The sequence below is a fragment of the Serratia sp. CC22-02 genome (genome assembly GCF_900182895.1).
Lineage (GTDB): Bacteria > Pseudomonadota > Gammaproteobacteria > Enterobacterales > Enterobacteriaceae > Serratia > Serratia nevei.
The window spans coordinates 247,357-269,878 of the sequence record NZ_FXUD01000003.1 but is presented as its reverse complement, the minus strand read 5'-3'; the positions used below and the strand labels follow the sequence as shown (position 1 = coordinate 269,878).

The 22,522-nt window shown below is 61.0% G+C and carries 22 protein-coding genes; 8 read left to right on the top strand and 14 right to left on the bottom strand.

What is annotated here, in order from left to right:
* The first annotated feature begins 142 nt into the window (after positions 1–142).
* Positions 143–1,270: an iron-containing alcohol dehydrogenase gene (locus QOL81_RS13230; protein WP_142109222.1), complete on the top strand. Its 1,128-nt coding sequence runs from the start codon at positions 143–145 to the stop codon at positions 1,268–1,270.
* Between the two features lie 259 nt (positions 1,271–1,529).
* Here QOL81_RS13230 and QOL81_RS13225 read toward each other — a convergent pair whose 3' ends face one another.
* Complete coding sequence (locus tag QOL81_RS13225) at positions 1,530–2,459, bottom strand: LysR family transcriptional regulator (RefSeq protein ID WP_038878382.1); 930 nt, start codon at positions 2,457–2,459, stop codon at positions 1,530–1,532.
* A 135-nt stretch (positions 2,460–2,594) separates the two neighbouring features.
* Between QOL81_RS13225 and aptA the strand changes: the two genes are divergently transcribed.
* The 4 genes from aptA to QOL81_RS13205 all read left to right on the top strand — a co-directional run bounded on the left by aptA (position 2,595) and on the right by QOL81_RS13205 (position 8,070).
* Positions 2,595–3,935: an omega-aminotransferase AptA gene (aptA, locus tag QOL81_RS13220; protein WP_047729079.1), complete on the top strand. Its 1,341-nt coding sequence runs from the start codon at positions 2,595–2,597 to the stop codon at positions 3,933–3,935.
* Between the two features lie 10 nt (positions 3,936–3,945).
* The gene (locus QOL81_RS13215) at positions 3,946–5,454 is read left to right on the top strand and encodes a CoA-acylating methylmalonate-semialdehyde dehydrogenase (RefSeq protein ID WP_060422187.1); all 1,509 of its coding nucleotides are present in this window, start codon (positions 3,946–3,948) and stop codon (positions 5,452–5,454) included.
* Between the two features lie 127 nt (positions 5,455–5,581).
* Positions 5,582–6,958, top strand: coding sequence for an APC family permease (locus tag QOL81_RS13210; protein WP_197827142.1), 1,377 nt, complete (start codon positions 5,582–5,584; stop codon positions 6,956–6,958).
* Positions 6,959–6,960: 2 nt separating this feature from the next.
* A complete protein-coding gene (locus tag QOL81_RS13205; RefSeq protein WP_060422181.1) occupies positions 6,961–8,070 on the top strand; it encodes a DmpA family aminopeptidase in 1,110 nt (369 codons plus the stop codon).
* Positions 8,071–8,106: 36 nt separating this feature from the next.
* On the opposite strand, the gene QOL81_RS13200 is transcribed toward QOL81_RS13205, so the two are convergent.
* The 5 genes from QOL81_RS13200 to QOL81_RS13180 are packed head-to-tail and all read right to left on the bottom strand — an operon-like array spanning position 8,107 to position 13,485.
* Positions 8,107–9,357 carry a phospholipase D-like domain-containing protein gene (locus QOL81_RS13200; protein ID WP_060422178.1) on the bottom strand — a complete coding sequence of 417 codons (1,251 nt, stop codon included), beginning with the start codon at positions 9,355–9,357 and terminating at the stop codon, positions 8,107–8,109.
* Positions 9,350–10,000, bottom strand: a complete 651-nt coding sequence (locus QOL81_RS13195; protein WP_019454931.1) for a MotA/TolQ/ExbB proton channel family protein — start codon at positions 9,998–10,000, stop codon at positions 9,350–9,352. The genes QOL81_RS13200 and QOL81_RS13195 overlap by 8 nt, the downstream gene beginning before the upstream one ends.
* A gap of 46 nt (positions 10,001–10,046) precedes the next feature.
* Positions 10,047–12,290 (bottom strand): TonB-dependent receptor family protein, encoded by a 2,244-nt coding sequence (locus tag QOL81_RS13190; RefSeq protein WP_060422175.1) that lies wholly within the window; start codon positions 12,288–12,290, stop codon positions 10,047–10,049.
* 39 nt (positions 12,291–12,329) lie between these two features.
* Positions 12,330–13,076: an energy transducer TonB family protein gene (locus QOL81_RS13185; protein ID WP_060422172.1), complete on the bottom strand. Its 747-nt coding sequence runs from the start codon at positions 13,074–13,076 to the stop codon at positions 12,330–12,332.
* 1 nt (position 13,077) lies between these two features.
* A complete protein-coding gene (locus QOL81_RS13180) occupies positions 13,078–13,485 on the bottom strand; it encodes an ExbD/TolR family protein (protein ID WP_038878355.1) in 408 nt (135 codons plus the stop codon).
* A gap of 529 nt (positions 13,486–14,014) precedes the next feature.
* On the opposite strand from QOL81_RS13180, the gene QOL81_RS13175 reads away from it, so the two are divergent.
* Entirely contained in the window at positions 14,015–14,317 is a 303-nt protein-coding gene (locus tag QOL81_RS13175; RefSeq protein WP_060422170.1) for a DUF5862 family protein, read from the top strand.
* Positions 14,318–14,355: 38 nt separating this feature from the next.
* On the opposite strand, the gene idi is transcribed toward QOL81_RS13175, so the two are convergent.
* The 4 genes from idi to QOL81_RS13155 are packed head-to-tail and all read right to left on the bottom strand — an operon-like array spanning position 14,356 to position 17,246.
* A complete protein-coding gene (gene idi, locus QOL81_RS13170; protein ID WP_060422167.1) occupies positions 14,356–14,949 on the bottom strand; it encodes an isopentenyl-diphosphate Delta-isomerase in 594 nt (197 codons plus the stop codon).
* A 42-nt stretch (positions 14,950–14,991) separates the two neighbouring features.
* Complete coding sequence (locus QOL81_RS13165; RefSeq protein WP_072265380.1) at positions 14,992–15,219, bottom strand: non-oxidative hydroxyarylic acid decarboxylases subunit D; 228 nt, start codon at positions 15,217–15,219, stop codon at positions 14,992–14,994.
* Positions 15,220–15,228: 9 nt separating this feature from the next.
* Positions 15,229–16,656: a non-oxidative hydroxyarylic acid decarboxylases subunit C gene (locus QOL81_RS13160; RefSeq protein ID WP_060422164.1), complete on the bottom strand. Its 1,428-nt coding sequence runs from the start codon at positions 16,654–16,656 to the stop codon at positions 15,229–15,231.
* A 2-nt stretch (positions 16,657–16,658) separates the two neighbouring features.
* The gene (locus QOL81_RS13155) at positions 16,659–17,246 is read right to left on the bottom strand and encodes a non-oxidative hydroxyarylic acid decarboxylases subunit B (RefSeq protein ID WP_070915065.1); all 588 of its coding nucleotides are present in this window, start codon (positions 17,244–17,246) and stop codon (positions 16,659–16,661) included.
* A gap of 183 nt (positions 17,247–17,429) precedes the next feature.
* Between QOL81_RS13155 and QOL81_RS13150 the strand changes: the two genes are divergently transcribed.
* Complete coding sequence (locus tag QOL81_RS13150; protein ID WP_060422158.1) at positions 17,430–17,846, top strand: MarR family winged helix-turn-helix transcriptional regulator; 417 nt, start codon at positions 17,430–17,432, stop codon at positions 17,844–17,846.
* A gap of 92 nt (positions 17,847–17,938) precedes the next feature.
* On the opposite strand, the gene QOL81_RS13145 is transcribed toward QOL81_RS13150, so the two are convergent.
* The 3 genes from QOL81_RS13145 to QOL81_RS13135 form a co-directional block, all read right to left on the bottom strand.
* Entirely contained in the window at positions 17,939–18,859 is a 921-nt protein-coding gene (locus QOL81_RS13145; RefSeq protein WP_038878352.1) for a L,D-transpeptidase family protein, read from the bottom strand.
* Positions 18,860–19,092: 233 nt separating this feature from the next.
* On the bottom strand, positions 19,093–19,968 hold the full coding sequence (locus QOL81_RS13140) for a helix-turn-helix domain-containing protein (RefSeq protein WP_033652832.1): 876 nt from the start codon (positions 19,966–19,968) through the stop codon (positions 19,093–19,095).
* Positions 19,969–19,978: 10 nt separating this feature from the next.
* Positions 19,979–20,356, bottom strand: coding sequence for a hypothetical protein (locus tag QOL81_RS13135; protein ID WP_084826896.1), 378 nt, complete (start codon positions 20,354–20,356; stop codon positions 19,979–19,981).
* Between the two features lie 120 nt (positions 20,357–20,476).
* Here QOL81_RS13135 and QOL81_RS13130 point away from each other — a divergent pair, with 120 nt between their 5' ends.
* On the top strand, positions 20,477–21,298 hold the full coding sequence (locus tag QOL81_RS13130) for an AraC family transcriptional regulator (protein WP_019453262.1): 822 nt from the start codon (positions 20,477–20,479) through the stop codon (positions 21,296–21,298).
* 38 nt (positions 21,299–21,336) lie between these two features.
* Here QOL81_RS13130 and QOL81_RS13125 read toward each other — a convergent pair whose 3' ends face one another.
* Positions 21,337–22,473: a porin gene (locus tag QOL81_RS13125; RefSeq protein WP_038878347.1), complete on the bottom strand. Its 1,137-nt coding sequence runs from the start codon at positions 22,471–22,473 to the stop codon at positions 21,337–21,339.
* Positions 22,474–22,522: the final 49 nt, after the last annotated feature.

Here is a 22,522-nt window from a genome sequence, read left to right as displayed (position 1 = left end):
CCCTGCCTGCAGGCGCAAACACAAGCCAAGAAATGCAAAGCATACGCGGAGATAAAATTCCATTAACCAATGTATGTAGCCGCTCCGCGCCCGCTGGCTTATGCTGTGGCATCGCGCCCTGCAACGCCGTCAAGGAGACCTCATGTCCGTCAGCCACATCATCGCCAACCGCCAGACCTGGTTCGGTCACGGCAGCATCCAGCAACTGCCGCCGCTGCTGCTTGCCGATCCGCAGCCGACGCTGCTGTTCAGCTGCCGATCTTTTCTCAACGGCCCGGTGTACGCCGGCCTGCGCGCATCGCTGACGCCGCTGCTCATCGGCACCGAAATCGTCAGCCACGAGGCGTCGCCGCAGGAAATAGACGCCTGGGTGGCGCGCTGGCGCGGCCAGGCACGGCGCGTGGTGGCCATCGGCGGCGGCAGCGTGCTGGATGCCGCCAAGGCGTTCTCCGCGCTGGTGGAGCATCCGCTGCCAACGCTGCGCTATATGGAAAAAGTGGGCGACAGCAAAATCAGCGGCGCCACCCTGCCGCTGATCGCCATTCCTACCACCGCCGGCACCGGCAGCGAGGTGACGCAGAACGCGGTGATCACCGACACCCAGGTCAGCAAAGTGAAGGCCTCGCTGCGCCACAATAACTTCGTGCCGCACACCGCCATTCTCGATCCGCAGCTGCTGGCCGGCGCGCCGGACAAGGTGCTGGCCTACTGCGCCATCGACGCCTTCACCCACCTGTTCGAGGCCTATCTGTCGAAAACCGCCGGCGCCATGACGCGCGACATGTCGCTGAGCGGCATCCGCCACTTCCTTGCGGCCTGGCCGGCGCTCAACCGCAGCGACGCGGCGCGCGAAGCGATTATGCAAGCTTCGTACCTTGGGGGGCTGACGCTGAGCGCCGCCGGGCTGGGGGTGATCCACGGCATCGCCGGCGAGATCGGCGCGCTGCGCGACTACCACCACGGCCAGGTCTGCGGCCGCCTGCTGCTGCCATTCCTTGCCCTGCTGGAAAGCAGCGAACAGCCGCAGCAACGCGCGCTGATGGCCGAGCTGGCCGCGCGCCTGTACCCGCACTGGCAGGGCAGCCCAGAGAGCTACCTGACCGATTTCATCACCCGCCACGCCATCGCGCCGTTCTGGCAGGACGATTTGCCGATTTCCGGCCAGGAACTGGCGGTGGCGCTGGAGAAATCCAACAGCAAGAATTCCTGGATCGACTATGCGCCGGCACAGCGGCAACGGATGATCGAAGAGGCGTTTCGCGTCGAATGATTATTTCTACCCTAAAGAGTTGGAGCGGCATCCCGGCGGCAAGAGGTGGCTCGCCAGGAGCTTACTCAAGTCAGTGACTGGCGTACGCACTCGCAGCCAACACAGATGCAGTTTCAAGTATGACGGGTATAATCAGATCAACGCACTAGCAGGAGTTAAGGAAATGGGCATCATCGGCTGGATCTTCGCCGGCATCGCGGTCGGCATCCTGGTCGGCGCGCTGATCAGAATCTTCGGCAAGAAGAAAGAGCAGTAAGCGTCACGCTGTTCCGTGGGCCGCCAGCAGGCACTCATGGAACAGCTTCACCACCCGCTGCGGCACCGGCGAGCGGCGCAGCACGCTGGAGTATTCGCAGTGATAGCGGAACAGCGCCGGTTTGATCGCCCGCATCATATTCTGCGCCACGAAAAACGCCGCGTAGTGATCCGGCAAAAAGCCGACGTATTTGCCGGACAGGATCAGCGTGGCGATCGACTCCTGCGCGAACCCCGTCGCCTTGCGATGCAAATGTTGCTGCAGGCTCAGTTCCATATTCGGCGAATGGTAGCCTAATCCGGCGAAGGCATAATTGTGCAGCAGATCCCAATTTAATGTTTCATGGGGGGCGGAAAATAATTCATGCTGCGCGCCGCAATATAAGAACATCCTCTCACTGAATAACGAATGATAAGATAAACTTTCCGCGCTGCGGTGCATGGGAATAACGCCAACCTGAAATTGCCCGTCAATGACGCCGCGTTCAATGGTATTAATCGGCTCCACGTACATTTGCAAAGAAACCTCCGGCGCACGCTCGCTGAATAATGCGATGGCCCGGCCGATCTGCGCCTGCGGATTGCTGACCGTATGATCGAATATCGCCACGTGCAGCTGCCCGCCCATGCGCTGGTGCACCTCGTCCACCCCGCGCCGGAACGCCTCGGTGGCCGCCAGCAGGTTGACCGTTTCCTGGTAGATAAGCAGCCCCTCGTCGGTGACCGCAAAGCCCTCGCGCCCGCGCTGGCACAGCGTCAGGCCCAGCCGCTGCTCCAGATCCTTGATGTGCTTGCTGATGGTCGACAGGCTGATGTTCAGCTCCAGTTCGGCGGCGCTCATGCCGCCGCAGTCGACCACGGCCTTGAATACCCGCAGCAAACGCAGATCCATATCCGACAATTGCCCTAACAGCGCGCGCTTTTTTACTTGCATAAAACCTTAAGTAAGTTTCGACATATGATTATTCACAGTAGAGAACAAGCGGTACATAGTCAATTTCGCACAACAATTCGTTAACAACTCGGTTTATTTCATTAATCGCTCTTATTTTCCTGTTCGGAGGAAAACATGGCCGCTGAAAATCACCCGCTAAATAGTCTCGATGCCGAAGGGTTAGAGGCCCATTGGATGCCTTTTACCGGTAACCGTAATTTTAAAGCGCAGCCGCGCATCATTACTCAAGCCGCGGGGGCGTATTACACCAGCCATGACGGCAGAAAGATTTTCGACGGCCTGTCCGGATTATGGTGTTGCGGATTGGGGCACGGCCGGCAGGAAATCACCGACGCCGCCCAGCGCCAGCTGGCGACGCTGGATTACTCGCCGGCGTTTCAGTTCGGCCACCCGCTGTCGTTCGAACTGGCCAACAAGATCAAGGCACTGACGCCGGCGGGGCTGGATTACGTGTTCTTCACCGGCTCCGGATCGGAAGCGGCGGACACCTCGCTGAAAATGGCGCGCGCTTACTGGCGCGCCAAAGGCCAGGCGGGCAAAACCTGCTTTATCGGCCGGGAAAAGGGCTATCACGGCGTTAACTTCGGCGGTATCTCGGTCGGCGGCATTGCCGGCAACCGCAAGACGTTCGGCGCCGGCGCCGAAGCGGACCACCTGCCGCACACTCTGCTGGCCGGCAACGCCTTTTCGCGCGGCATGCCGCAACAGGGGGCAGAGCTGGCGGAAGAGCTCAACCGCATCATCGCGCTGCGCGACGCCTCAACGATCGCCGCGGTGATCGTCGAACCCTTCTCCGGCTCCGCCGGGGTGATCGTGCCGCCGGTCGGCTACCTGCAGCGCCTGCGCGAAATCTGTACTCAGCATGACATCCTGCTGATCTTCGACGAAGTGATCACCGCCTTCGGCCGCTGCGGCGCGATGACCGGCGCCGAGGCGTTCGGCGTCACGCCGGACATCATGAACATCGCCAAACAGGTGACCAACGGCGCGCAGCCGATGGGCGCGGTGGTGGTGCGGCCGGAGATCTACCACACCTTCATGAACGGCGGCGAGCCGGACTACCAGCTCGAATTCCCGCACGGCTACACCTACTCCGCCCACCCGGTCAGCTGCGCGGTCGCGCTGGCGACGCTGGACATCCTGCAGCGCGAACAGATGGTGGAGCGCGTACAGGCGCTGGCGCCCTACTTCGAGCGCGCGGTGCACAGCCTGCAGGGAGCCAAACACGTCGCCGACATTCGCAACATCGGCCTGGCGGCCGGCATTACGCTGGCGGCGCGGCCGGGCGAACCGGCACGGCGCCCCTTCGAGGCGGCGATGCGCTGCTGGGAAAGCGGATTTTACGTGCGCTACGGCGGCGACACCCTGCAGCTGGCGCCGCCGTTCATCAGCAGCGAAGCGCAGATCGATGCGCTGATCAACGCCGTGGGCGACGCCCTCAACGCCACCGAATAAGGAGAGAACCATGACCATTACCCATTGGATCAACGGCGAGCCCGCCGCCGGCGGCGAACGCAGCCAGCCGGTTTACGACCCGGCCACCGGCCAATCGGCGCAGGAGGTGCAGCTGGCCGACCGCGCCACGGTGGAGCGCGCCATCGCCGCCGCCGAACAGGCCTATCCCGCCTGGCGCGACACCCCGCCGCTGAAGCGCGCGCGCATCATGATGAAGCTCAAGGATCTGCTGGAGCAGCACGCCGACGCCATCTGCCAACTGATCACCGCCGAGCACGGCAAGGTGCTCAGCGACGCCCTGGGCGAACTGCAGCGCGGCATCGAGAATATCGAATATGCCGGCTATGTGCCGGAACTGCTGAAGGGCGAACACAGCAAAGAGGCCGGTCCGGGCATCGACAGCTGGAGCGAGTTTCAACCGCTGGGGGTGGTGGCGGGCATCACGCCGTTCAACTTCCCGGCGATGGTGCCGCTGTGGATGTGGCCGATGGCGGTGGCGTGCGGCAACACTTTCGTGCTGAAGCCTTCCGAGCGCGTGCCTTCCGCCGCGCTGTATATCGCACGGCTGGCGGCGGAAGCCGGGCTGCCGCCCGGGGTGCTCAACGTGGTCAACGGCGATCGCGAAGCGGTGGAGACGCTGCTGCATGACGGGCGCGTCAAAGCGATCAGCTTCGTCGGTTCGACGCCGGTGGCGGAGCACATCTATCACACCGGCTGCGGGCAGAACAAACGGGTGCAGGCGCTGGGCGGCGCCAAGAACCACGCGGTGGTGCTGCCGGACGCCGATATCCCCGGCGCGGTCGGCGCGCTGATGGGCGCCGCCTTCGGCTCCTGCGGCCAGCGTTGCATGGCCATCCCGCTGGTGGTGGCGGTGGGCGACGGCACCGCCGAAGCGCTGATCGCCGGGCTGCGGCAACAGATGGCCGCCATGCGCGTCGGCCCCGGCAGCGACAACCGCAACGACATGGGGCCGCTGGTGACCCAACAGCATTATCAGAAGGTAAAAGGCTATATCGATCAGGGCGTGGCCGAAGGCGCCGAGCTGCTGGTGGACGGCCGCGAACTGAGCGTGATCGGCGCAGACGGCCGCCCCAGCCAGGGGTATTTCCTCGGCCCGACGCTGTTCGATCGCGTGACGCCCGGCATGCGCATCTATCAGGAGGAGATCTTCGGCCCGGTGCTCGGCGTGGTGCGCGCGGCGTCGCTGCCGGAGGCGATGGCCTTGATCGACGCCCACGAATACGGCAACGGCACCTGTCTGTTCACCCGCGACGGCGAAGCGGCGCGCTATTTCTCCAGCCGCATTCAGGTCGGCATGGTGGGGATCAACGTTGCGCTGCCGGTGCCGGTGGCCTACCACTCGTTCGGCGGCTGGAAGCGCTCGCTGTTCGGCGATCTGCACGCCTACGGCCCGGACGCCGTCAGGTTCTACACCAAACGCAAGACCGTGACCCAGCGCTGGCCGGCCTCCGGCGATGGCCGGCGCGCCAGCTTCAGCTTCCCGTCGGGGCAGGGGTAACACATAAGAACAATAAACTTCCGGGGAGCAACGCTCCCCGGCATTTCCGCGCGCTCCATTTGATTCCTGCGTACAGCCTGTGCAGCAAAACAATAATTCACTCACACGTTAATGGAGTCGTTATCCCATGAAAGAGTCCGCCCCTGAACACACCTTCAAAGGCAATCTCAGCGTCCTCGACGTGGTGATGATCACCGCGTCCGGCGTGACGCCGGCCAGTTCGATTTTCGTCATCGCCCCGCTGGCGATCGCCAGCGCCGGCAGCGGCGCCTTTCTGTCGTTTCTGATCGCCGCCTGCGTCGCCGCCGCCATCGCGCTGTGCTATGCCGAGCTCGGCGCCGCACACCCCAGCGCCGGCGGTGAGTACAGCATCATCAAGCGCCTGTTCGGCACCCTGTGCGGGTTGCAGACCTACCTGTTTATCCTCAGCGCCTCGCTGTTCGTGCCGGCGGTGCTGGCCACCGGCGCGGTACCCTACCTGAACACCGCGCTGGGCACTCAGTTCGACGCCTCGACCGCCGGCATGCTCACCGTGCTGGTCGGCGGCATCTGCGCCATTTTCAACATCAAGGCCAACGCCCTGCTGACCGGCGCCTTTCTGGTGGTGGAAGTGGCGGTGCTGGCGCTGATCGCCTGGCTCGGCTTCAGCCATCCGCATCAGAGCACGGAGATCCTCACCGCGCCGGTGATGCTGGACGCGCAGGGCAGCCTGGCGCCGGTGTCGCTGCCGCTGATCGTCGCCATGGTCGGGGTCGCGCTGTTCTCCTACAACGGCTACGGCGCGGCGGTGTACATGGCGGAAGACATGCGCGAACAGGGCAGGCCGATGGCGATCGCGATCATACTGACGCTGGTCATCGTGGTGCTGGTGGAGCTGGTGCCGTTCACCGCCCTGCTGATCGGCTCGCCGTCGCTGACCGAGATGGCCAAACAGGCCGATCCGGTCGGCTACGTGGTCACCCAGCTCGGCGGCCCGACGCTGGCGCGGGTGGTAAGCGGCGCGATTTATCTGTCGGTGTTCAACGCCATCATCGCCATCGTGGCGCAGTTCAGCCGCATGATGTTCGCCAGCGGGCGCGATGGCTTCTGGCTGCCGACGTTTAACCGGGTGCTGAAAATCATCCACCCGCGCTTCGGCACCCCCTGGATCGCCACCCTGCTGTTCGGCGTGCCGTCGGCGCTGCTGGCGTTTTGCTCCGATCTCGAATCGCTGACCTCGTTCACCGTGATCCTGCTGCTGCTGGTGTACATCATCATGGCGGTGGCGGCGCTGATCAGCCGCCGTCGCCGCCACTTCCACCACCCGTACCTGATGCCGCTGTGGCCGCTGCCGGTGGTGGTGGCGCTGCTGTGCTGCCTGTACGTACTGTGGACGATTTTGATCGCCAGCAGCCTGAAAGACTTTATTATCATTGCCGGCATTATCGGCTTCGGGCTGGCGCTGAACCATCTGCGCGGCCGCCAGACGGCGCCCCTCGCCGCCCCCTCAATAGAAGGAGAATAACCATGACGCAGCGCGCTCAGGATCTGGGCATTATCATCGGACAGGGCACGCCCGGCCCGCTTAACGCCATCACCGACGTGCCCGGCGTGCGCGTTGGCCATGCCAGCATTCATGCCGATTTGGCGGACGGGCGCAGCGTGCGCACCGGCGTGACGGTGATCGAACCGCGCCCCGGCTCCGCCCGCCACGCCCCCTGCTTTGCCGGCGTGCACGTGCTGAACGGCAACGGCGACGCCACCGGCCTGGAATGGGTGCGCGAAGCGGGCCTGCTGACCAGCCCGATCGCCTTCACCAACACCCACAGCGTGGGCGTGGTGCGCGATGCGCTGATCGCGCTGGAGCGTGAAACGCTGCCCGCGGGCGACAACGCGGTATATTGGAATATGCCAGTGGTGATGGAAACCTTCGACGGCCTGCTCAACGACATCAACGGCTTTCACGTCAAGGCCGAGCACGTGCGCCAGGCGCAGCAGGCGGCCCGGGGCGGCTTGCCGCAGGAAGGCGCGGTCGGCGGCGGCAGCGGCATGATCTGCCATGAATTCAAAGGCGGCAGCGGCACCGCGTCGCGCCGCCTGCCCGCCGATCAGGGCGGCTGGACGGTGGGCGCCATCGTGCAGGCCAACCACGGCAAGCGCGAATCATTGCTGGTCGGCGGTTACCCGGTAGGCCGGCATCTGGGGCATCTCCCCTCGCCGTTCACGCCGCAGTTGCCGCATCCCGGCATGGGCTCCATCGTGGTGGCACTGGCGACCGACGCGCCGCTGCTGCCGCACCAGTGTGCGCGGCTGGCGCAGCGCGCCAGCATCGGCATCGCCCGCACCGGCGGCGGCACCGAGGACTCGAGCGGCGACATTTTCATCGCCTTCGCCACCGGCAACGACGGCCTGCCGCCCGCCGACTACGCCAACAAAGGCGCCTTCACCACGCCGCTGCGCATGGTGAACAACGACTACATTTCGGCGCTGTTCGCCGCAGCGGCGGAAGCGGTGGAGGAAGCGATCGTGAATGCGTTGCTGGCGGCCAATACCGTCAGCGGCAACGGCCACCGGGCGGAAGGGTTGAGCGCCGAGCAGCTGGTGACGGCGCTGGAGCAGGCCGGCTGGCGACGGTAAAAACACAGGGCGCGGGGATTAACCGCGCCCTGCCTATCAGGATTCGCCGCCCGGCTTGGGCGTCGGGTAGTCGTAATCCAGCCGCAACGGTTCGGCGTAGACGCTGTTCCACAGCTGTTGGTACAGCTTGTCCAACCGCCCGCTCATCGCCGCACTGTGCATCACCAGCTCCAGATTGCGCGAGTTGTCCAGATAGCCGCCGGTCCAGTTGCTGGTGCCCATCCAGGCAATCTCATCGTCGATGGTCATCAGCTTACTGTGGATCACGCGGGCAAACGGAATGAAGCCGCTGCTGGCCGGTGGTATGGTCACCACTTTGATCTGCACGTTCGGCACCAGCGCCAGGCTCTTCAGCCAGGCGATATCCGGCTTTTTGGTGTTCCAGTTGGCCACCATCAGCTCGATCTGCACCCCGCGCGCCGCCGCGCTGCGCAGCGCGTTGTCGATCACCGCGTAGAAGGGGCGGCTGCGTTCGGGGCCGAACGACAGCGGCGCGTAATCCATCACCTGCACCCGCACCCGCCGCTTGGCGCCGGCCAGCAAGCGCGGCAGCTCGGCCTGCGAGTCAATCACCCCCGCCGGGTTGTAGGCGCGCGGGCTGGCCACCAGATAGTTGCCCTGCGTCGGCGCCGTCATCGGCGAATCGGGCAGCGGCGGCACCGGTTTATCCTGCGCCAGCAGCGCCTGCGCCTGCCAGTCCTGTTCGAAGATCGCCTGGATCTGCCCCACCACCTTGGCGTCGCTGATGCGCAGCCCGGTTTCGTGAATGTGCTCCAACGCGCGCCAGTCGAAGTTCTGGCTGCCGACGAACGCCTGCTCGCCGTCCACCAGCAGATATTTGGCGTGCAGGATGCCGCCGCTCAGCTTCTGGTAAGGAATGATGCGCAGCTCCAGATTGGGGATCGCCTTCAGCTGTTCCAGCGTCTCGGCGGTAGAAATGCGAATGCCCTTATCTTCCACCAAAAAGCGGATTTTCACCCCGCGTTCGCCGGCCGCCTTCAGGTGCTGCAGCACGCCATCCAGCAGCGAACCGTCCTGATTCGCCACATAAAACTGCCCCAGATCGATGCGGGTTTTCGCCGCGTCGAACATCTCGCGCCACACCTCGGCGGTGTTGCGCAGGTCGTCGGCCTGCAGCGCGGTTTCCACCGGCGCGGTGTACACCAGCTCGTAGCCGGGAATCGCAAAACGCGCCGCAGCGCTCTGGCTCAACATCAACAAACAACCGCCCCACAATGCCGTATAAAGGCGGCCGAGCGGCCGCCGTACTGGATGGCCATTAGGCATAGCGCGGCGCTCCGCTGTCAACCCATTGTTCGCCGCTGCCGCTCTCCGGGCGGCTGGCCGGTTGGCCGGCGCGGATCAACAGCACCTTCAGCAGTTCGTTGATGCGCTCCATGCGGCTCTGCAGGAAGTTATTGGCCACCAGGCACAACAGCGCGATGGCGATGCCGAGGCCGGTGGCGTACAGCGCGGTGCCCATCCCGGCCGACACCAGGCTCGGCTCGGACACCCCCGAGGCGGCCAGCGCCTTGAAGGTTTCGATGATCCCCATCACGGTGCCCAGCAGCCCCAGCAGCGGCGCGGCGGTGACTACGGTTTCCAGCAGCCACAGGCCGCGCGCCATCGGTGGCTTGCTCAGCAGGTACTGGGCGTCGATCAGATCGCCGATCGCCTCGCGGTCGCCGGCGCGGTGCTTCTGCGCCAATACCGGCGCGATCACCGCCATCGGCAGGCTGTTACGCTGGGTCAGCTCGTCCGGCAGATCGGCGGCGCGGCGTACGTCCGGCGTCAGCGCCTGCTCCAGCCGGCGCGCCTGGCGCTGGGTATAGGCGAAGTACAGCGTGCGTTCGATGATGATCACCAGCGCGATCGCCAGCGCGGCGTACATCACGTAGAAAATAATGTCGTGCAACAGATTGGCGTCCATACAGGGCTCCTCTTTCCCGCCGCCCGGCAGGCGGCGGGGTATTCAGTTAAAAGGTGGCTTCCAGCGAGACGCTGAAGGTGCGTTCTTCGCCGACGTTGTAATACGGCGTGCTGGCTTTCACGCCGCCGTAAGGTGCCGCGTTGAAGGTGGTGGTGCGCACCGAGGTCAGGTATTCCTTGTCAAACAGGTTGCTGATGCCAAAGCGCAGCGCAGCGCTTTTGACGATTTTCTTGTCCACCGGCAGATGCACCCCCGCCGCCAGATCGAACACCGTGCGGCCGCCGATCTTCTCGTCGTTGGTCAGATCGCCGTAGAACGAACTGACGTACTTGCCGCTGACGCTGCCGTAATACAGCCCGTCGTCATAACCCAGCGTCATGTTCAGCAGATTTTTCGGCACGTTCGGCACCTCTTTGCCGGAGGTCGGCAGCGGCAGCCCGCCGTTGCTGACAATGTCGCTCTTCTGCTTCGACTCGGTGTAGGTATAAGAGGTGTAGTAGTTGAAGTTATGCGGCAGTTGGCCGCTCCACTCCAGCTCCAGCCCTTTGTTCTCCACGTTGCCGATGTTCATCATCTCGTAGTCGCCGGCCGAGTTGGTGGTGGAGATTTGGCGATCGCTGTAGCGCATGTAAAACAGCGTGGCGCTCAGCAGCATGTCTTCCTGCTGGAAACGCCAACCCAGTTCGTGGTTCCAGCTCAGTTCCGGCTTGGTGCTGAGCGAGTCGCCGACGTTGTACAGCACGTAGTTTGGCGGCGTGCGCATGTTGCGCGTCAGGTTGTAGAACACCTGGTTTTCCTGATTCACCTTATAGCTGGCGCTGAAGTTCGGCAGGAATTCATGATAGGTGGCTTTGCGCTTCTCCGGCACGTTGTACAGGCTGCCGCGGTTGTCCCCTTTGCGCTCCACGTACTGATAGGCCAGGCCGCCGACGAAGGTCCAGTCCGGCGTGGCGAACCAGGTGTCCTGCAGCCACACCTTCTGCGCCGGGGTGATGGTGTACTGGTTGCGCCCCTGAACGGTGTTGCCGTTGGCGTCCTTCACCTGATCGGATCCGCCCGGCTGGCCCCAAATCTGCGACGGGTTGCCGTCGCCCTTGATGCTGATGAACGGCTGAGTCTGCAGCTGACGTGCGCGCTCATACCAGTAGCCGACGTCCAGGCTGTGCTGCTCGTTGATGTCCCACTTCAGCTTGGTGGTGATGCCCGGCCGCCAGGTTTGGGTCCACGATGGGCGGTAGTAGGTGTTGGATTTCAGGTTGCTGAGATCGTACTGCCCGGCCTTGCTGGAGGTGTTGGACAACACCGACGCCGTCTGGCCGTTGAAGCTGCCGCCGTTGCCCCAGTAGTAATACGGCTGCAGGGTCAGCGACAGGTTATCGCGCAGCTGCAGCTTCTGGGTGAACGACAGCGTGAAGTTTTCGAACGGGTTGCGTTCAATCTTGTAATACTTGTTCAACTGCCCTTTGTTGTTGTACTCCGGCGTGGTGGCGTAGTCGGTATCACGGCCGTCGTTTTGGAACTGCGCCTTGCTCAGGGTGTTGTAGTTGGTGTTGTTCTGGCGGTTGTACTTCATCACCAGATTGCTGCTGTTGCCGTTGCCGTCTTCATACAGCGAGTTCATCTCGAACTTGTCGGAGTACAGTCGCCCTTCGCCGCGCCACTTCTTCGCTTCGGTGTGTGAATAGGAGAGCCAGTTGCTGAAGCCGTTGTACTCGCCGGTGTCCAGGCGGGCGAAGGTTTTGCTCAGGCTGTTGCTGCCCAGCGTCTGCTTGACGAAACCGCCGAAGTCTTTCGCCGGGCGGCGCGTCACCAGGCCGATGTTGCCGCCGCTGGAGCCGATGTGCGGGCCGTCCGCTTCGGAAGACCCCTGGGTGACGAACACCTCCTCCAGGTTTTCCGCGTCGCCCAGCAGGTTCGGGTACACCGCGTAGTTGCCGGAGTCGTTGATCGGAATGCCGTCCATCGACAGGCCGATCTGATCCGAGTTCATGCCGCGCATGGTGTAGTCCACGCCGCTCAGGCCGCTGGCGTCGTTGCTGTTGACGTTCAGGCCCGGCGTGTATTTCAGCTTGTCGATGGCGTTGGCCGCCGACGGCATTTTGTCCATCGCCTCTTTGGTGACGGTAGAACGCGCCTTGGCGCTGTCATCCTGCACCATCATGCCGCCGCCGAGCGACTGCCCCTTGACGCTGATGGTACCGACATCGGTGGCGTCGGCCGCCAGCGCGGCGCCCGGCAGCATCGCCGACATCACCGCCAGATAGATCCCAGAACGATTAAACGATTTCATTGTGTGCATCCCATAAAAATCAAACGATTAACCCTTGCGCTAAGGCGCCTGATAATTGAACGTTGCGGTAAATCTTTTGGTTGTTTGCCCGGCGAACGCCTCGCTCGGGAACGGCTTCACTGAACTGATGCTTTGCAGGCTGCTCATCGCCGCGCGGTTCAGCAGCATGCTGGCGGCTTTGTTGGCGATGCCGGAAGAGAGCACCCGCCCGCTGCGATCGACCTCCAGCCACACTTCGACGTTGCCCTGCGGGCGCTCAAGCGAGGCCTGGCGCCCGCTCGGGTAGCGCTTGCGCTGTTCCAGCTCGCGGCGCAAGGCCAGCAGATAGCCGTTTTCAATCGCCTGCGCGTTCACTTTCGGCGCCGCCGGGGCGGCCGGTGCGGGCTGCGCCGCCGGTTTGCTGACCAGCGCGCGCGGGGCGGCAGGCGCCGGCGTCGCTTTAGGCTTCTCTACCGGTTTGGCTTTCTCCTTCACCGGTTTGGGTTTGGGCTTCGGCTGCGGTTTCGGCACCGGCTTGGCTTCCACGATCGGTTCCGGCGCCGGCACCACCGGTTCGGGGATCGGCTCCGGCTCGGGCAGCGGCGGTTCGGGCTGGGGTTCCGGCGGCGTTTCCGGTTGGGGTTCCGGCGCCGGTTCAGGCTCCACCAGCGCCAGTTCGATGGCGGTTTCGTCGTAGCGCGGCTGGATCTTCAGCGCCGCCTGCTGGCTGGCGAACAGCAGGCAACCGGCGACAATCAGCGCCGGCAGCCAGCTGAAAAGATGACGTGAGCGATAGAGCAGATACATGTCACAGCTTCCGTGTCGCGATGGAGACGGAGAGGAAACCGCCCTGGCGCAGGTTGTCCATGACCGCCACCAGCCGCTCGACCGCCACGCCCTTGTCGCTGTTGACGATGATGGTGGTGGTCTGGTTGGCCTGCTGCTGTTGCTTCAGCGTGTTGACCAACGCGTCGAGCGCGATCGGCTGGCCATCCAGCTGCAGCTGTTCGTCGGCCCCCAGCGTGACGATCGCTTTCTTCTGCGGTTTCAGCTGCTGCGCGCTGCCAGCGGACGGCAGCTGCGTTTTCAACCCGAGCGCCGGAATGACGTTCAGGCTAATCAAGACGAAAAACACCAATAAAAACATCATCACGTCGATCATCGGGATCAGCTCGATGTGCGCTTTGTTTTTTTTCGGTTCGTTCCAGTTACGCATGACACTCCCTCCCAAAAGCGAAGCAGCCAATATAGGAGGGGTTTGTTTACCTTTTGTTACGCTTGTGTGATCTTATTTTCACAGTGTGGATTTTTTGCGAGAATTCTTTCAATGACGGGAGGCGAGCGTGGAGATATAACCCATTAATTAGATATAGTTTTTAATGGAATAATCACAGGGCGGACGCACTCGCCTAACGGGTAGCAGAGCCTGAAATGTGAAAATAGTGACAGCCACAGCGGGCCCACGGCAACGACAAGAAGAAATCGCCGCAGCCCGTCCGCAATAAGGGCATGATGGGATTTCCAGTGATATCGCCTTTTTTAACCAAGAATATTCTCAACCCCTGTCATAAAAATATCGACAGAAAATAAATAGTCGCATATATAACCAAACAATATTCCTCATTGGATATATTATTGCCAACAGATTATCAGCTGTTATATTTTTAAAGTGGAATAGCGCCACAGCGTTATTCTCGGTATTAATTAACCCCACTAAGTCACCCTTTTATTTATAAGGATTGTATATGAAAGTACTTAGTCAATATGAAGAGCAGTACATTAGCGGTGGCGATCTGAACGCGGCCTGGGATGGGTTGCTGGACGGCGCTATGACCGGCGCGCTGATTGCAGGCAAATCCGCAGGGGCCGGCGGCTTTATTGCCGGCGCCGTCGGCCAACTGGTCGGTACCATCATCGGCGGCGTCGCAGGCGGTGTGGGGCTGGGGCTGTATGGCCTGACCCATACGCAGCAGGAAGTGGCGGACTACGCAAAACATTTCCGCGAAACTATCGGCTCCACCTCAACCTCGGTCGGCGGCAGCCTGTAAGCACGAATAGATAGTCACCCCCGCGGTGGCTATTTATTTTATTGCCGCCCTCCCCCTACGCCGCCCGCTGAACGCTTGATCATTATCGCATCCAGGTATTCTTTCAAACCTGCCGCTATCGCGTCGGTATTTAATTGCGAAACCATCCACGGGCTAAAACCGAAAGGCGTTAATTTTACCGCCGCCATTAAATGGTTGAGCTCGACCCAGGCATAATCCGCGACCTCATCCGGATTGCGATGGAGCGCGCCTTTTATTTGCGCGGCAAATACCGGGCAAACTTCATTTTCCATTACGCCGGACGCATCGGTAGCCTGATAGCTGAAAGCTTCGCTCAGCAGCGTTATCTGCTCCACCTCCGTGCCCAGTTCAACCTGGGCACGGCGCATCACCGCCTGTGCCAGCGCCTCTTGCGGCAAGGGATGGCCGCAAAAGGAATTGGTCCAAACCCCCGGCCAGGCGGTTTTACTCAACGCACGTCTTGTGGCCAGCACGTTGCCCTCTGGGGTAAAGAGATAGCATGAAAAGGCCAAATGCAGCGGCGTATGGTGCGTGTGCACCTGATTTTTCGGCATCGTTCCGCAAGGCTGCCAGGCGGCATCGAGCAAAACGACGTCTTCGTTATTCATCATTGCGATTTCCATCTAAAGACGGGCTCTTGCCCGTCTTTGGGTTCATTTCGTCAAAAGAGGAGGAATGGCCGGCACTTCCGGCGCATTATCGATATCCTGCTGAGTCATGCGAAACTCAGGCGGATAATGCTCCCGTTCCGTTCTGCGGGCGGGTTCGGTATTCCGCCAGGTATAAAGACAGTGCTGGCACTGGTATACCGTCCATACGCCCTTGACCGGTGAATGCGCCATGACGTCTATCTGTTTATCGGCACAACGAGGACAAATCATAGGAGCTCCTTAGGGACGGTTAGCCAACATGGCGGTTAATTTATCCACCCACAGGGCGGTCTCAGGTAAATCCTTGACCGGCTGACTGTAGTGGCCACGCGCATCCGGAGCCACCGGCGTTGTCGCGTCGATGATCAATTTGTCGGTAATCCCCGCAGGGCTGGAGCCGGGATCCAGTTCCAGCACGGACATGTTCGGCAATTGCACCAGATCGCCGGCCGGGTTGACCTTGGCGGACAGCGCCCACATGACCTGCGGCAGATTGAAGGGATCGACATCCTCATCGACCATGATCACCATTTTCACATAGCCCAATCCGTGCGGCGTGGTCATTGCCCGCATCCCCACCGCGCGCGCGAAGCCGCCGTAACGCTTTTTGGTGGAAATGATGACGAGCAGCCCGTGGGTATACATCGCATTGACCGCCTGCACTTCCGGAAACTCGGCTTTCAGCTGCTGATACAACGGCACGCAGGTGGCCGGCCCCATCAGATAGTCGATTTCTGTCCAGGGCATGCCCAGATACAGGGATTCAAAAATCGGCCGTGTTCGGTAAGAAACCTTATCGATACGCACCACCGTCATGTTGCGGCCGCCGGAATAATGGCCCGTAAATTCGCCGAACGGGCCTTCAATCTCGCGCTTGCGGCCTTCAATCACCCCTTCGATGATCACTTCAGACCCCCACGGCACATCGAAGCCGGTCAAAGGGGCCGTCGCTATCGGATAGGGGCTTTCGCGCAGGGCGCCGGCCATCTCATACTCCGACTGATCGTATTTCAACGGCGTCGCCCCCATCAGCGTAATGATGGGATCGTTGCCCAGCGTAATGGCAATCGGCAGATCCTCTCCGCGCTCTTCGGCTTTATGCAGATGCAGCGCGATATCATGCATCGGCACCGGTTGCAAACCCAGCTTGCGTTTGCCCTTCACCTCCATACGGTAAATGCCGACGTTTTGCTTGCCGAAATGAACGGGATCTTCAGGATCACGGGAAACGATGCAGGCCTTATCCAGGTAAAAACCGCCGTCGCCGTCGTTTAGGCGAAACAACGGCAGGATTTCAAACAGATTAATCTCCTCGCCGTTGACCTCATTCTGCGCCCAGGGCGGATTATCGCGGCGCTCTGCAGAGACAGGGAAATGATCCCAGCGGCGAATATACTCATCGATTTGCTGTTTCACCGGCGTGGTCGGCGGCAGGCCCAGCGCGATGGCGTGATTCTGCCATGAGCCGAGGGTGTTCATCACCACATGCGCATGTTCAAAGCCTTTAATGTTCCTGAATGCAATGGCGGGGGCGCCCTCACCGATTCTTCCGGTGGCGTTAGCCGCCGCGGCGATATCCGGCTCCGCCTGCACCTCCTCGGCAATGTCAAGTAATTGCCCGGCCTTATCCAATGCCGCCAAATAACTTCGAAGATCGTCATAAGCCATATTTAACCCTCCTGACTGTAAACCTCTTTTTTTAATCCAGCCCAGCGTTTTGCCCGGCTGTAATCAAGGCCAAACTGGTCCAGAACCCGTGCGACAATATGATCGGTGACGTCATCAATATGAGTGGGATGGTTATAATAAGCGGGCATCGGGGGGACCAATGAAACGCCCAGCTTCGAGAGCGCCAGCATATTTTCCAGATGGATGGCGCTCAGCGGCGTTTCCCTTGGAACCAACACCAGCTTCCGCCCTTCTTTAATCATGACATCCGCCGCTCGGCCAATAAGCCCCTCGGCATAACCCGCGCGAATTCCCGCCAACGTTTTCATGCTGCAGGGAATAATGATCATGCCATCCATGCGAAATGAACCCGAGGAGATCGTGGCGGCCTGGTCGGCCGCACTGTGTGTGACATCAGCCATCGCCATCACGTCACGTACGCTGTGGGTTGTTTCAAGTTCAATAGTCTTTTTGGCCCACCGGCTCAAGATCAAATGCGTCTCTATACCTTCGATATCTTTCAGGGCCTGGAGAAGCGCCGTACCGAGCGGAGCCCCGGTAGCGCCCGTCATCGCGATCGTTAATCTCATGCCTACCTCGACAAAGTTCGTATACGAACAATATGCCAAATCTAGTCCTGGGATCGAGATAAAACAAGCGGGCAAGATGTAACCGTTCGTAAACGAACGACCTGCCAGGGCAAGTATCTCTCAGCGGTCAGTTTTGTTATATTGATATTATTGCTCGCTTTTTTCCTCTTAAGGAATAAACGTATGAACAGAACGCTGGCCAATACTTTTTTCCATCTCATCCGCGAGTTGCTTCAGGATCATAGTTCTCAATGGCAGAAATCGCTCCCTGAACTCAGTAAACAGCAATATTCCATTCTGGCCACCGTTTCAGAAACTCCGGGTATTGAGCAAGTCGAGTTAATGGAGGCGGCAATCAGCAGTAAAGCCGCGCTGGCTGAATTACTCAGCCGAATGGAAGGGAAAGGTCTGTTAAAGCGTGAAGCAGGCGAGCAGGACAAGCGCCGCCGATTTATTTACCTGACGCCTGCGGGACAGGCGCTGTTCGAAGCCAGCCGCCCAATCGCCGACGCGATTGATAACAGGTACCTTGAACGGGTCAATAAAGAGCAATATGAGTCGGCGCTTTTCGCTTTACAGACGATGGTGGGAAAAAAATAAATTAACCCTCTCGGCAGAGATAAAGATTCAACAGCCATAAAAAAAGACGCCCGCAGGCGTCTTTTTATCGCGTTCACTGAAGCCCGAGGCAATCAGTTCACTTTCACCGGCATACCGGAACGGGCCTTGATCGCCGCGTCCACTTCGCTCTGGTTGACGCCGGCGTCCATCAGCACTTTGCCGACCGGCGCGGAAATGGTCAGCGGCACCGGATCTTTCGATTGCAGCTGCTCTTCGTTGGCCGACAGCGGGTTGTGCACTTCCACGTAGCGCGAGCCGTCCGGCTCGACGGTGGCTTTCATCGGTTCGTTGATGAACTGCACGCGGGTGCCGACCGGCACTTTCTCGAACAGGTACTTGATGTCGTCGGCGCGCAGACGCACGCAGCCGTGGCTCACGCGCAGGCCGATGCCGAAGTTGGCGTTGGTGCCGTGAATGGCATACAGGCGGCCAACATACAGCGCATACAGCCCCATCGGGTTATCCGGGCCGGCCGGGAACACCGCAGGCAGGATTTCACCGTCGGCCGCATATTCGGCGCGCATCTTGGCGGTCGGCGTCCAGGTCGGGCCGTCTTTCTTGCGCTGTACGGTAGTGGTCCAGTTCAGCGGGGTGTCTTTACCCAGCTGGCCGATACCGATCGGCAGCACCACCACGGTGTTGGACCCTTTCGGGTAGTAGTACAGACGCATCTCGGCGCTGTTGATGATGATGCCTTCACGCGGCGCGTCCGGCAGGATCAGCTGCTGCGGGATGGTCAGGGTGCTGCCGGCCTTCGGCAGGAACGGATCCACGCCCGGGTTGGCCTCCAGCATGTTGCTCAGCCCCATCTGATACTGGGCGGCGAAGCTTTCCAGCGGCAGTTTGCTGTCTTCCGGTACGGTGATTTGGATATTCTCGCCCACCAAACGGCTGTCTTTTGGCGGCAGCGGGTAGACGACGGCGAAGGCAGCCTGGCTGAATGCAACCAGTGCCGTAAACAGGGTTAATAACGCGCGAATGCTCATTTTCATCTTCGTGTTGGTCAAGGCCACTGGCGATTATGGGTATCGGTTTCTACGGCCACTTTACCCCGTTGCATTTCAGCCGGCAGCCAACGGCGCTGCGGCCTGAAAAACCAGGGGGGATTTGACCGGATGCGCATTATATGTGCACATCAATCAAAGTGTGAACCATTACCGATGTAATATCGCAATTTTTTGTAACCTGACGCGCCACGAAGGCGACTTTTTGCGAGAACCGCCGCCTAACCGGCGGCGGCCAACGCTTCCACCCGCCGAATAGGGATCAGATATTCGCAGCGGATCGCCGCGCCGCCGAGCGGGCAGCTGCCCTCCTGCGCCGGGTAGAAACGCTCAATATCCTGCCCCGGCCGGCGGACGGCGTTCATCTGCGGCATCGCGGTGTCGTACAGCCGCACGATAAAGTTTTGTAACCCTTCCGCCTGCCCTTGATAGGTGAAACGGGCATACTCCCCCTGTTCGATAGTCACCCGCTCCCCCATCGCCCCTTCGTCCGGCAGAGCGGCGGTATAGGCCATGCGCGGATTACCCCGGCGTTGCCTGTCGACCTCCAGACTGGTGAGGCCGTATACCACCTCCGGCAGCGCCTGCGGCTGCAGCAGCTGCCGCCAGGCGTGGCGGCGCAGCTCGCACTTGGAGGCCGCCAGCTGCCCCAGCGTAAAGCTGCGGCGCTGGGTGTTGCCCACCAGCTGCATGGCGGGCAGCGTCACGATGTCGGCCTGCGGCAACGGCGTTTCGGTCAGCCGCAGCGGCGGCTGCAGGCCGTAGCTCGACCAATCCTGGCTGCGGCGATAGCTGGCCGGCGGCAGACCGAACTGTTTGCGGAAGCAACGGGTGAAGGTCTGCTGCGAATCGAACTGGTAAGTATCGGCGATGCAGGCCACGCTGGTGCCAGTCAGGCGCAGTTCGCGCGCGGCGGCGGTCAGCCTTCTGCGGCGGGCGTAAGTGCCGAGAATATGGCCGGTATGTTGCTTGAACATCCGCTGCAAATGCCACTTGGAGTAGCCGGACTTGGCGGCAATGTCGTCCAGCGTCAGCGGCTGATCCAGGCTCTGCTCGATCCAGGCCAGCAGCTGTTCAATCACCTGTTGCTGGTGCATGGTATTCCCCTTATTTTAACAATAACGTCTGCGCCAATACCCGCCCTGCGGCTTCATCGGCGGCCACCAGCACCGGATAGCCCCAGAACTTGGCGCCGTATTCGGCGAATTCTTCCGCCGCCGCGCGTTTGGCGTCGTCCGGTTCCAGCATGATCATGCCTTTCACCCACAGCTTCAGCGCCTCACGGTTATCGCGCTTCCACAGCGCGACCTGGGTGCGGGCATCGCGGTCATGTTCTGGTTCTTCATCGCCAACGCTGCGGTCGGTCATCAGGACAAAGGGTTCGGCGCGCGCCAGCAGCGCGCTGAATTCGGCCAGTTCGGCCTGGGTATCGCGCCCGTTTTGACGCATCCAGACCAGCGGAAAATCGGCGGTATCCAATGACATAATCAGTTTCCTCAGGAAATGGTTTAGGACTGGCGCTTACTTTATCGGCACCGGCGCTAGACCACATTGCGCAATCAGGACATAATACTTTTCAATTCCGCCAAATTGAGAATTATTCTCATGAAAGTACAGATCCCCCGCCACTGCCTGGATATCGATCAGGTACCGCGCCCGCTGTTTGCCCTGCAAGGTTCAACCCTCGAGCAGGACTGGGAAGTCGAGCCGCACCGCCATCAGAAGGCGCAGCTGATCTACACGGTACGCGGCATGATCCGCTGCGAAGTGGAAAACGGGCTGTGGCTGGTGCCGCCGCAGTGCGCGCTGTGGATGCCGGGCAACGTGTTGCACAACGCCCAGGGCGCCGGCTCCACCGAGGCCTACTGCCTGTTCGTCGATCAACATGCCGCCGCCGGTCTGCCGCAAAACTGCTGCACGCTGTCGGTCTCGCCGCTGCTGCGCGAGCTGCTGCTGCAGGCCAGCACCTTCGAGCCGCTCTACGACGAACAGGGCGCCGAGGGGCGCCTGACGGCGGTATTGCTGGACCAGCTGGCGGCCGCGCCGATCGAGAACCTGCATCTGCCGGTGTCCGACGACGCGCGCATTCGGCAATTGACCGAAGGCATGCTGAGCAGCCCGGCGGACAAATCCACCCTCGGGCAGTGGGCGCAGCGCATCGGCATGAGCGAGCGCTCCCTCAGCCGCACCTTGCAACAGCAGATGGGCATGAGCTTCGGCCACTGGCGGCGCCAGCTGCACGTGATGCTGGCGCTGCAGCGCCTGACGCAGGGCGAGAGCGTACAGACGGTGGCGCTGGATCTGGGCTACGAGAGCGCCAGCGGCTTCGTCACCATGTTCAGAAAGGCGGTAGGCAAACCGCCGGCGCGCTACCTGGCGGAGCGAAACGCCTCTGGAGAGACCCTGGGCGGCGCAATTACCATGTGAAAAAGCCGGCGCAGGCGCCGGCTTGAAGCAGGTGAGAATCAGAAGTCGTAGAACACCGTAATCCAGGTGGAGTCCGGCTCGTTGTCGCTGCTGTTGGCCAGCGTGCGCTCCACATACACCGACAGACCGTAACCGATGGTGGTGCCCGCGCCGAGGTAAACGTGGTTGGCGTGATACGCCTCGTCACCCTTCAGCCGCAGCGAGTCCGCCGCCACGTAAGGCTGGATCGATTTGAGGAATGGCTTGTCGATATTGAAGGTGTAACCGACGAAGCCTTCCAGCCCGTAGCCGTCACCGGCGAAGAAGTGCGACAGCGTGCGCTGGCGGGTGCTCGGCACATAGTCTTTGTAGTAGCTGGCGGTGCCGACGATGTACCAGTTGTTCGGCTGCCAGGTTAACGCGGTGCCGGACAGCTGCTGGTGATAATCCTTTTCGCTGTACAGATTGTCTTTGATCTTCGCGTCGGTATAACTGTAGGCCGCGCTGAAGGTGAAATCTTTCGTCACCTTGTAATCGAAGCCCAACCCGCCCCCGCCCTTGCGGCGATAAATCAGGTTATCCGCGGTGTGCAGATCGTCTTCCGGCAATAAATAGTTGGCATACAACGTTACCGGCCCGAAATCATTGGTGTACTTGATGCTGTTTTTCGGTTTATTGCCGCCGTCGTAGTCGCCGGAAATACCGATGCCGGTGCCGCCCGCATGGCCATCGTTATCCCAGACGTCGCTTTTGATGCCGACCACCGAATAATAGATGCCGTATTGATGGCCGTAGGTCAGGGTGCCGTAACGATCGTCTTTGAAACCGGCGTACAGCTGGCGCTGATAGTCGCGCTTGCCGTCTTCGTTATAGTGCCCGTCCCAGCTGAGCGCGTGCGCCAGATCGACGCCCCACTCGTAATAGCCGATGATCGAAGTGTCCTGCGTCAGCGCATAGTCGCCGCTGAAGCGAAAACGCGTGCCGCCGTCGTGGCCGTTTTTGTCATAGCCCGGCTCAGGGCCGTTATTGAAGATCCACTCGGGGCGAATGCTGCCGCCCACTTTTATACTGAGCGGCGCCAGCAACACATTGCTCTGCGGGTTTTTATCCAGAATGGTGATCTCGGCCTGTGCGCCGGCGGATAACGCCGACAGCAAGACGCCGCCAATGAATATTGGCGTTGTATTTTTTCTCATTATTACCCCTGCCCGAAAAAATTATTGTTATAAACACGGTGGTCTTAAG

Coding starts and splice junctions, on each gene's coding strand:
- QOL81_RS13165 (WP_072265380.1), bottom strand. CDS start 15,219: ATGATTTGTCCTCGTTGTGCCGATAAACAGATAGACGTCATGGCGCAT.
- aptA (WP_047729079.1), top strand. CDS start 2,595: ATGGCCGCTGAAAATCACCCGCTAAATAGTCTCGATGCCGAAGGGTTA.
- QOL81_RS13210 (WP_197827142.1), top strand. CDS start 5,582: ATGAAAGAGTCCGCCCCTGAACACACCTTCAAAGGCAATCTCAGCGTC.
- QOL81_RS13175 (WP_060422170.1), top strand. CDS start 14,015: ATGAAAGTACTTAGTCAATATGAAGAGCAGTACATTAGCGGTGGCGAT.
- QOL81_RS13185 (WP_060422172.1), bottom strand. CDS start 13,076: ATGTATCTGCTCTATCGCTCACGTCATCTTTTCAGCTGGCTGCCGGCG.
- QOL81_RS13130 (WP_019453262.1), top strand. CDS start 20,477: ATGAAAGTACAGATCCCCCGCCACTGCCTGGATATCGATCAGGTACCG.
- QOL81_RS13215 (WP_060422187.1), top strand. CDS start 3,946: ATGACCATTACCCATTGGATCAACGGCGAGCCCGCCGCCGGCGGCGAA.
- QOL81_RS13230 (WP_142109222.1), top strand. CDS start 143: ATGTCCGTCAGCCACATCATCGCCAACCGCCAGACCTGGTTCGGTCAC.
- QOL81_RS13190 (WP_060422175.1), bottom strand. CDS start 12,290: ATGAAATCGTTTAATCGTTCTGGGATCTATCTGGCGGTGATGTCGGCG.
- QOL81_RS13125 (WP_038878347.1), bottom strand. CDS start 22,473: ATGAGAAAAAATACAACGCCAATATTCATTGGCGGCGTCTTGCTGTCG.
- idi (WP_060422167.1), bottom strand. CDS start 14,949: ATGATGAATAACGAAGACGTCGTTTTGCTCGATGCCGCCTGGCAGCCT.
- QOL81_RS13135 (WP_084826896.1), bottom strand. CDS start 20,356: ATGTCATTGGATACCGCCGATTTTCCGCTGGTCTGGATGCGTCAAAAC.
- QOL81_RS13155 (WP_070915065.1), bottom strand. CDS start 17,246: ATGAGATTAACGATCGCGATGACGGGCGCTACCGGGGCTCCGCTCGGT.
- QOL81_RS13180 (WP_038878355.1), bottom strand. CDS start 13,485: ATGCGTAACTGGAACGAACCGAAAAAAAACAAAGCGCACATCGAGCTG.
- QOL81_RS13200 (WP_060422178.1), bottom strand. CDS start 9,357: ATGCCTAATGGCCATCCAGTACGGCGGCCGCTCGGCCGCCTTTATACG.
- QOL81_RS13160 (WP_060422164.1), bottom strand. CDS start 16,656: ATGGCTTATGACGATCTTCGAAGTTATTTGGCGGCATTGGATAAGGCC.
- QOL81_RS13195 (WP_019454931.1), bottom strand. CDS start 10,000: ATGGACGCCAATCTGTTGCACGACATTATTTTCTACGTGATGTACGCC.
- QOL81_RS13225 (WP_038878382.1), bottom strand. CDS start 2,459: ATGCAAGTAAAAAAGCGCGCGCTGTTAGGGCAATTGTCGGATATGGAT.
- QOL81_RS13150 (WP_060422158.1), top strand. CDS start 17,430: ATGAACAGAACGCTGGCCAATACTTTTTTCCATCTCATCCGCGAGTTG.
- QOL81_RS13140 (WP_033652832.1), bottom strand. CDS start 19,968: ATGCACCAGCAACAGGTGATTGAACAGCTGCTGGCCTGGATCGAGCAG.
- QOL81_RS13145 (WP_038878352.1), bottom strand. CDS start 18,859: ATGAAAATGAGCATTCGCGCGTTATTAACCCTGTTTACGGCACTGGTT.
- QOL81_RS13205 (WP_060422181.1), top strand. CDS start 6,961: ATGACGCAGCGCGCTCAGGATCTGGGCATTATCATCGGACAGGGCACG.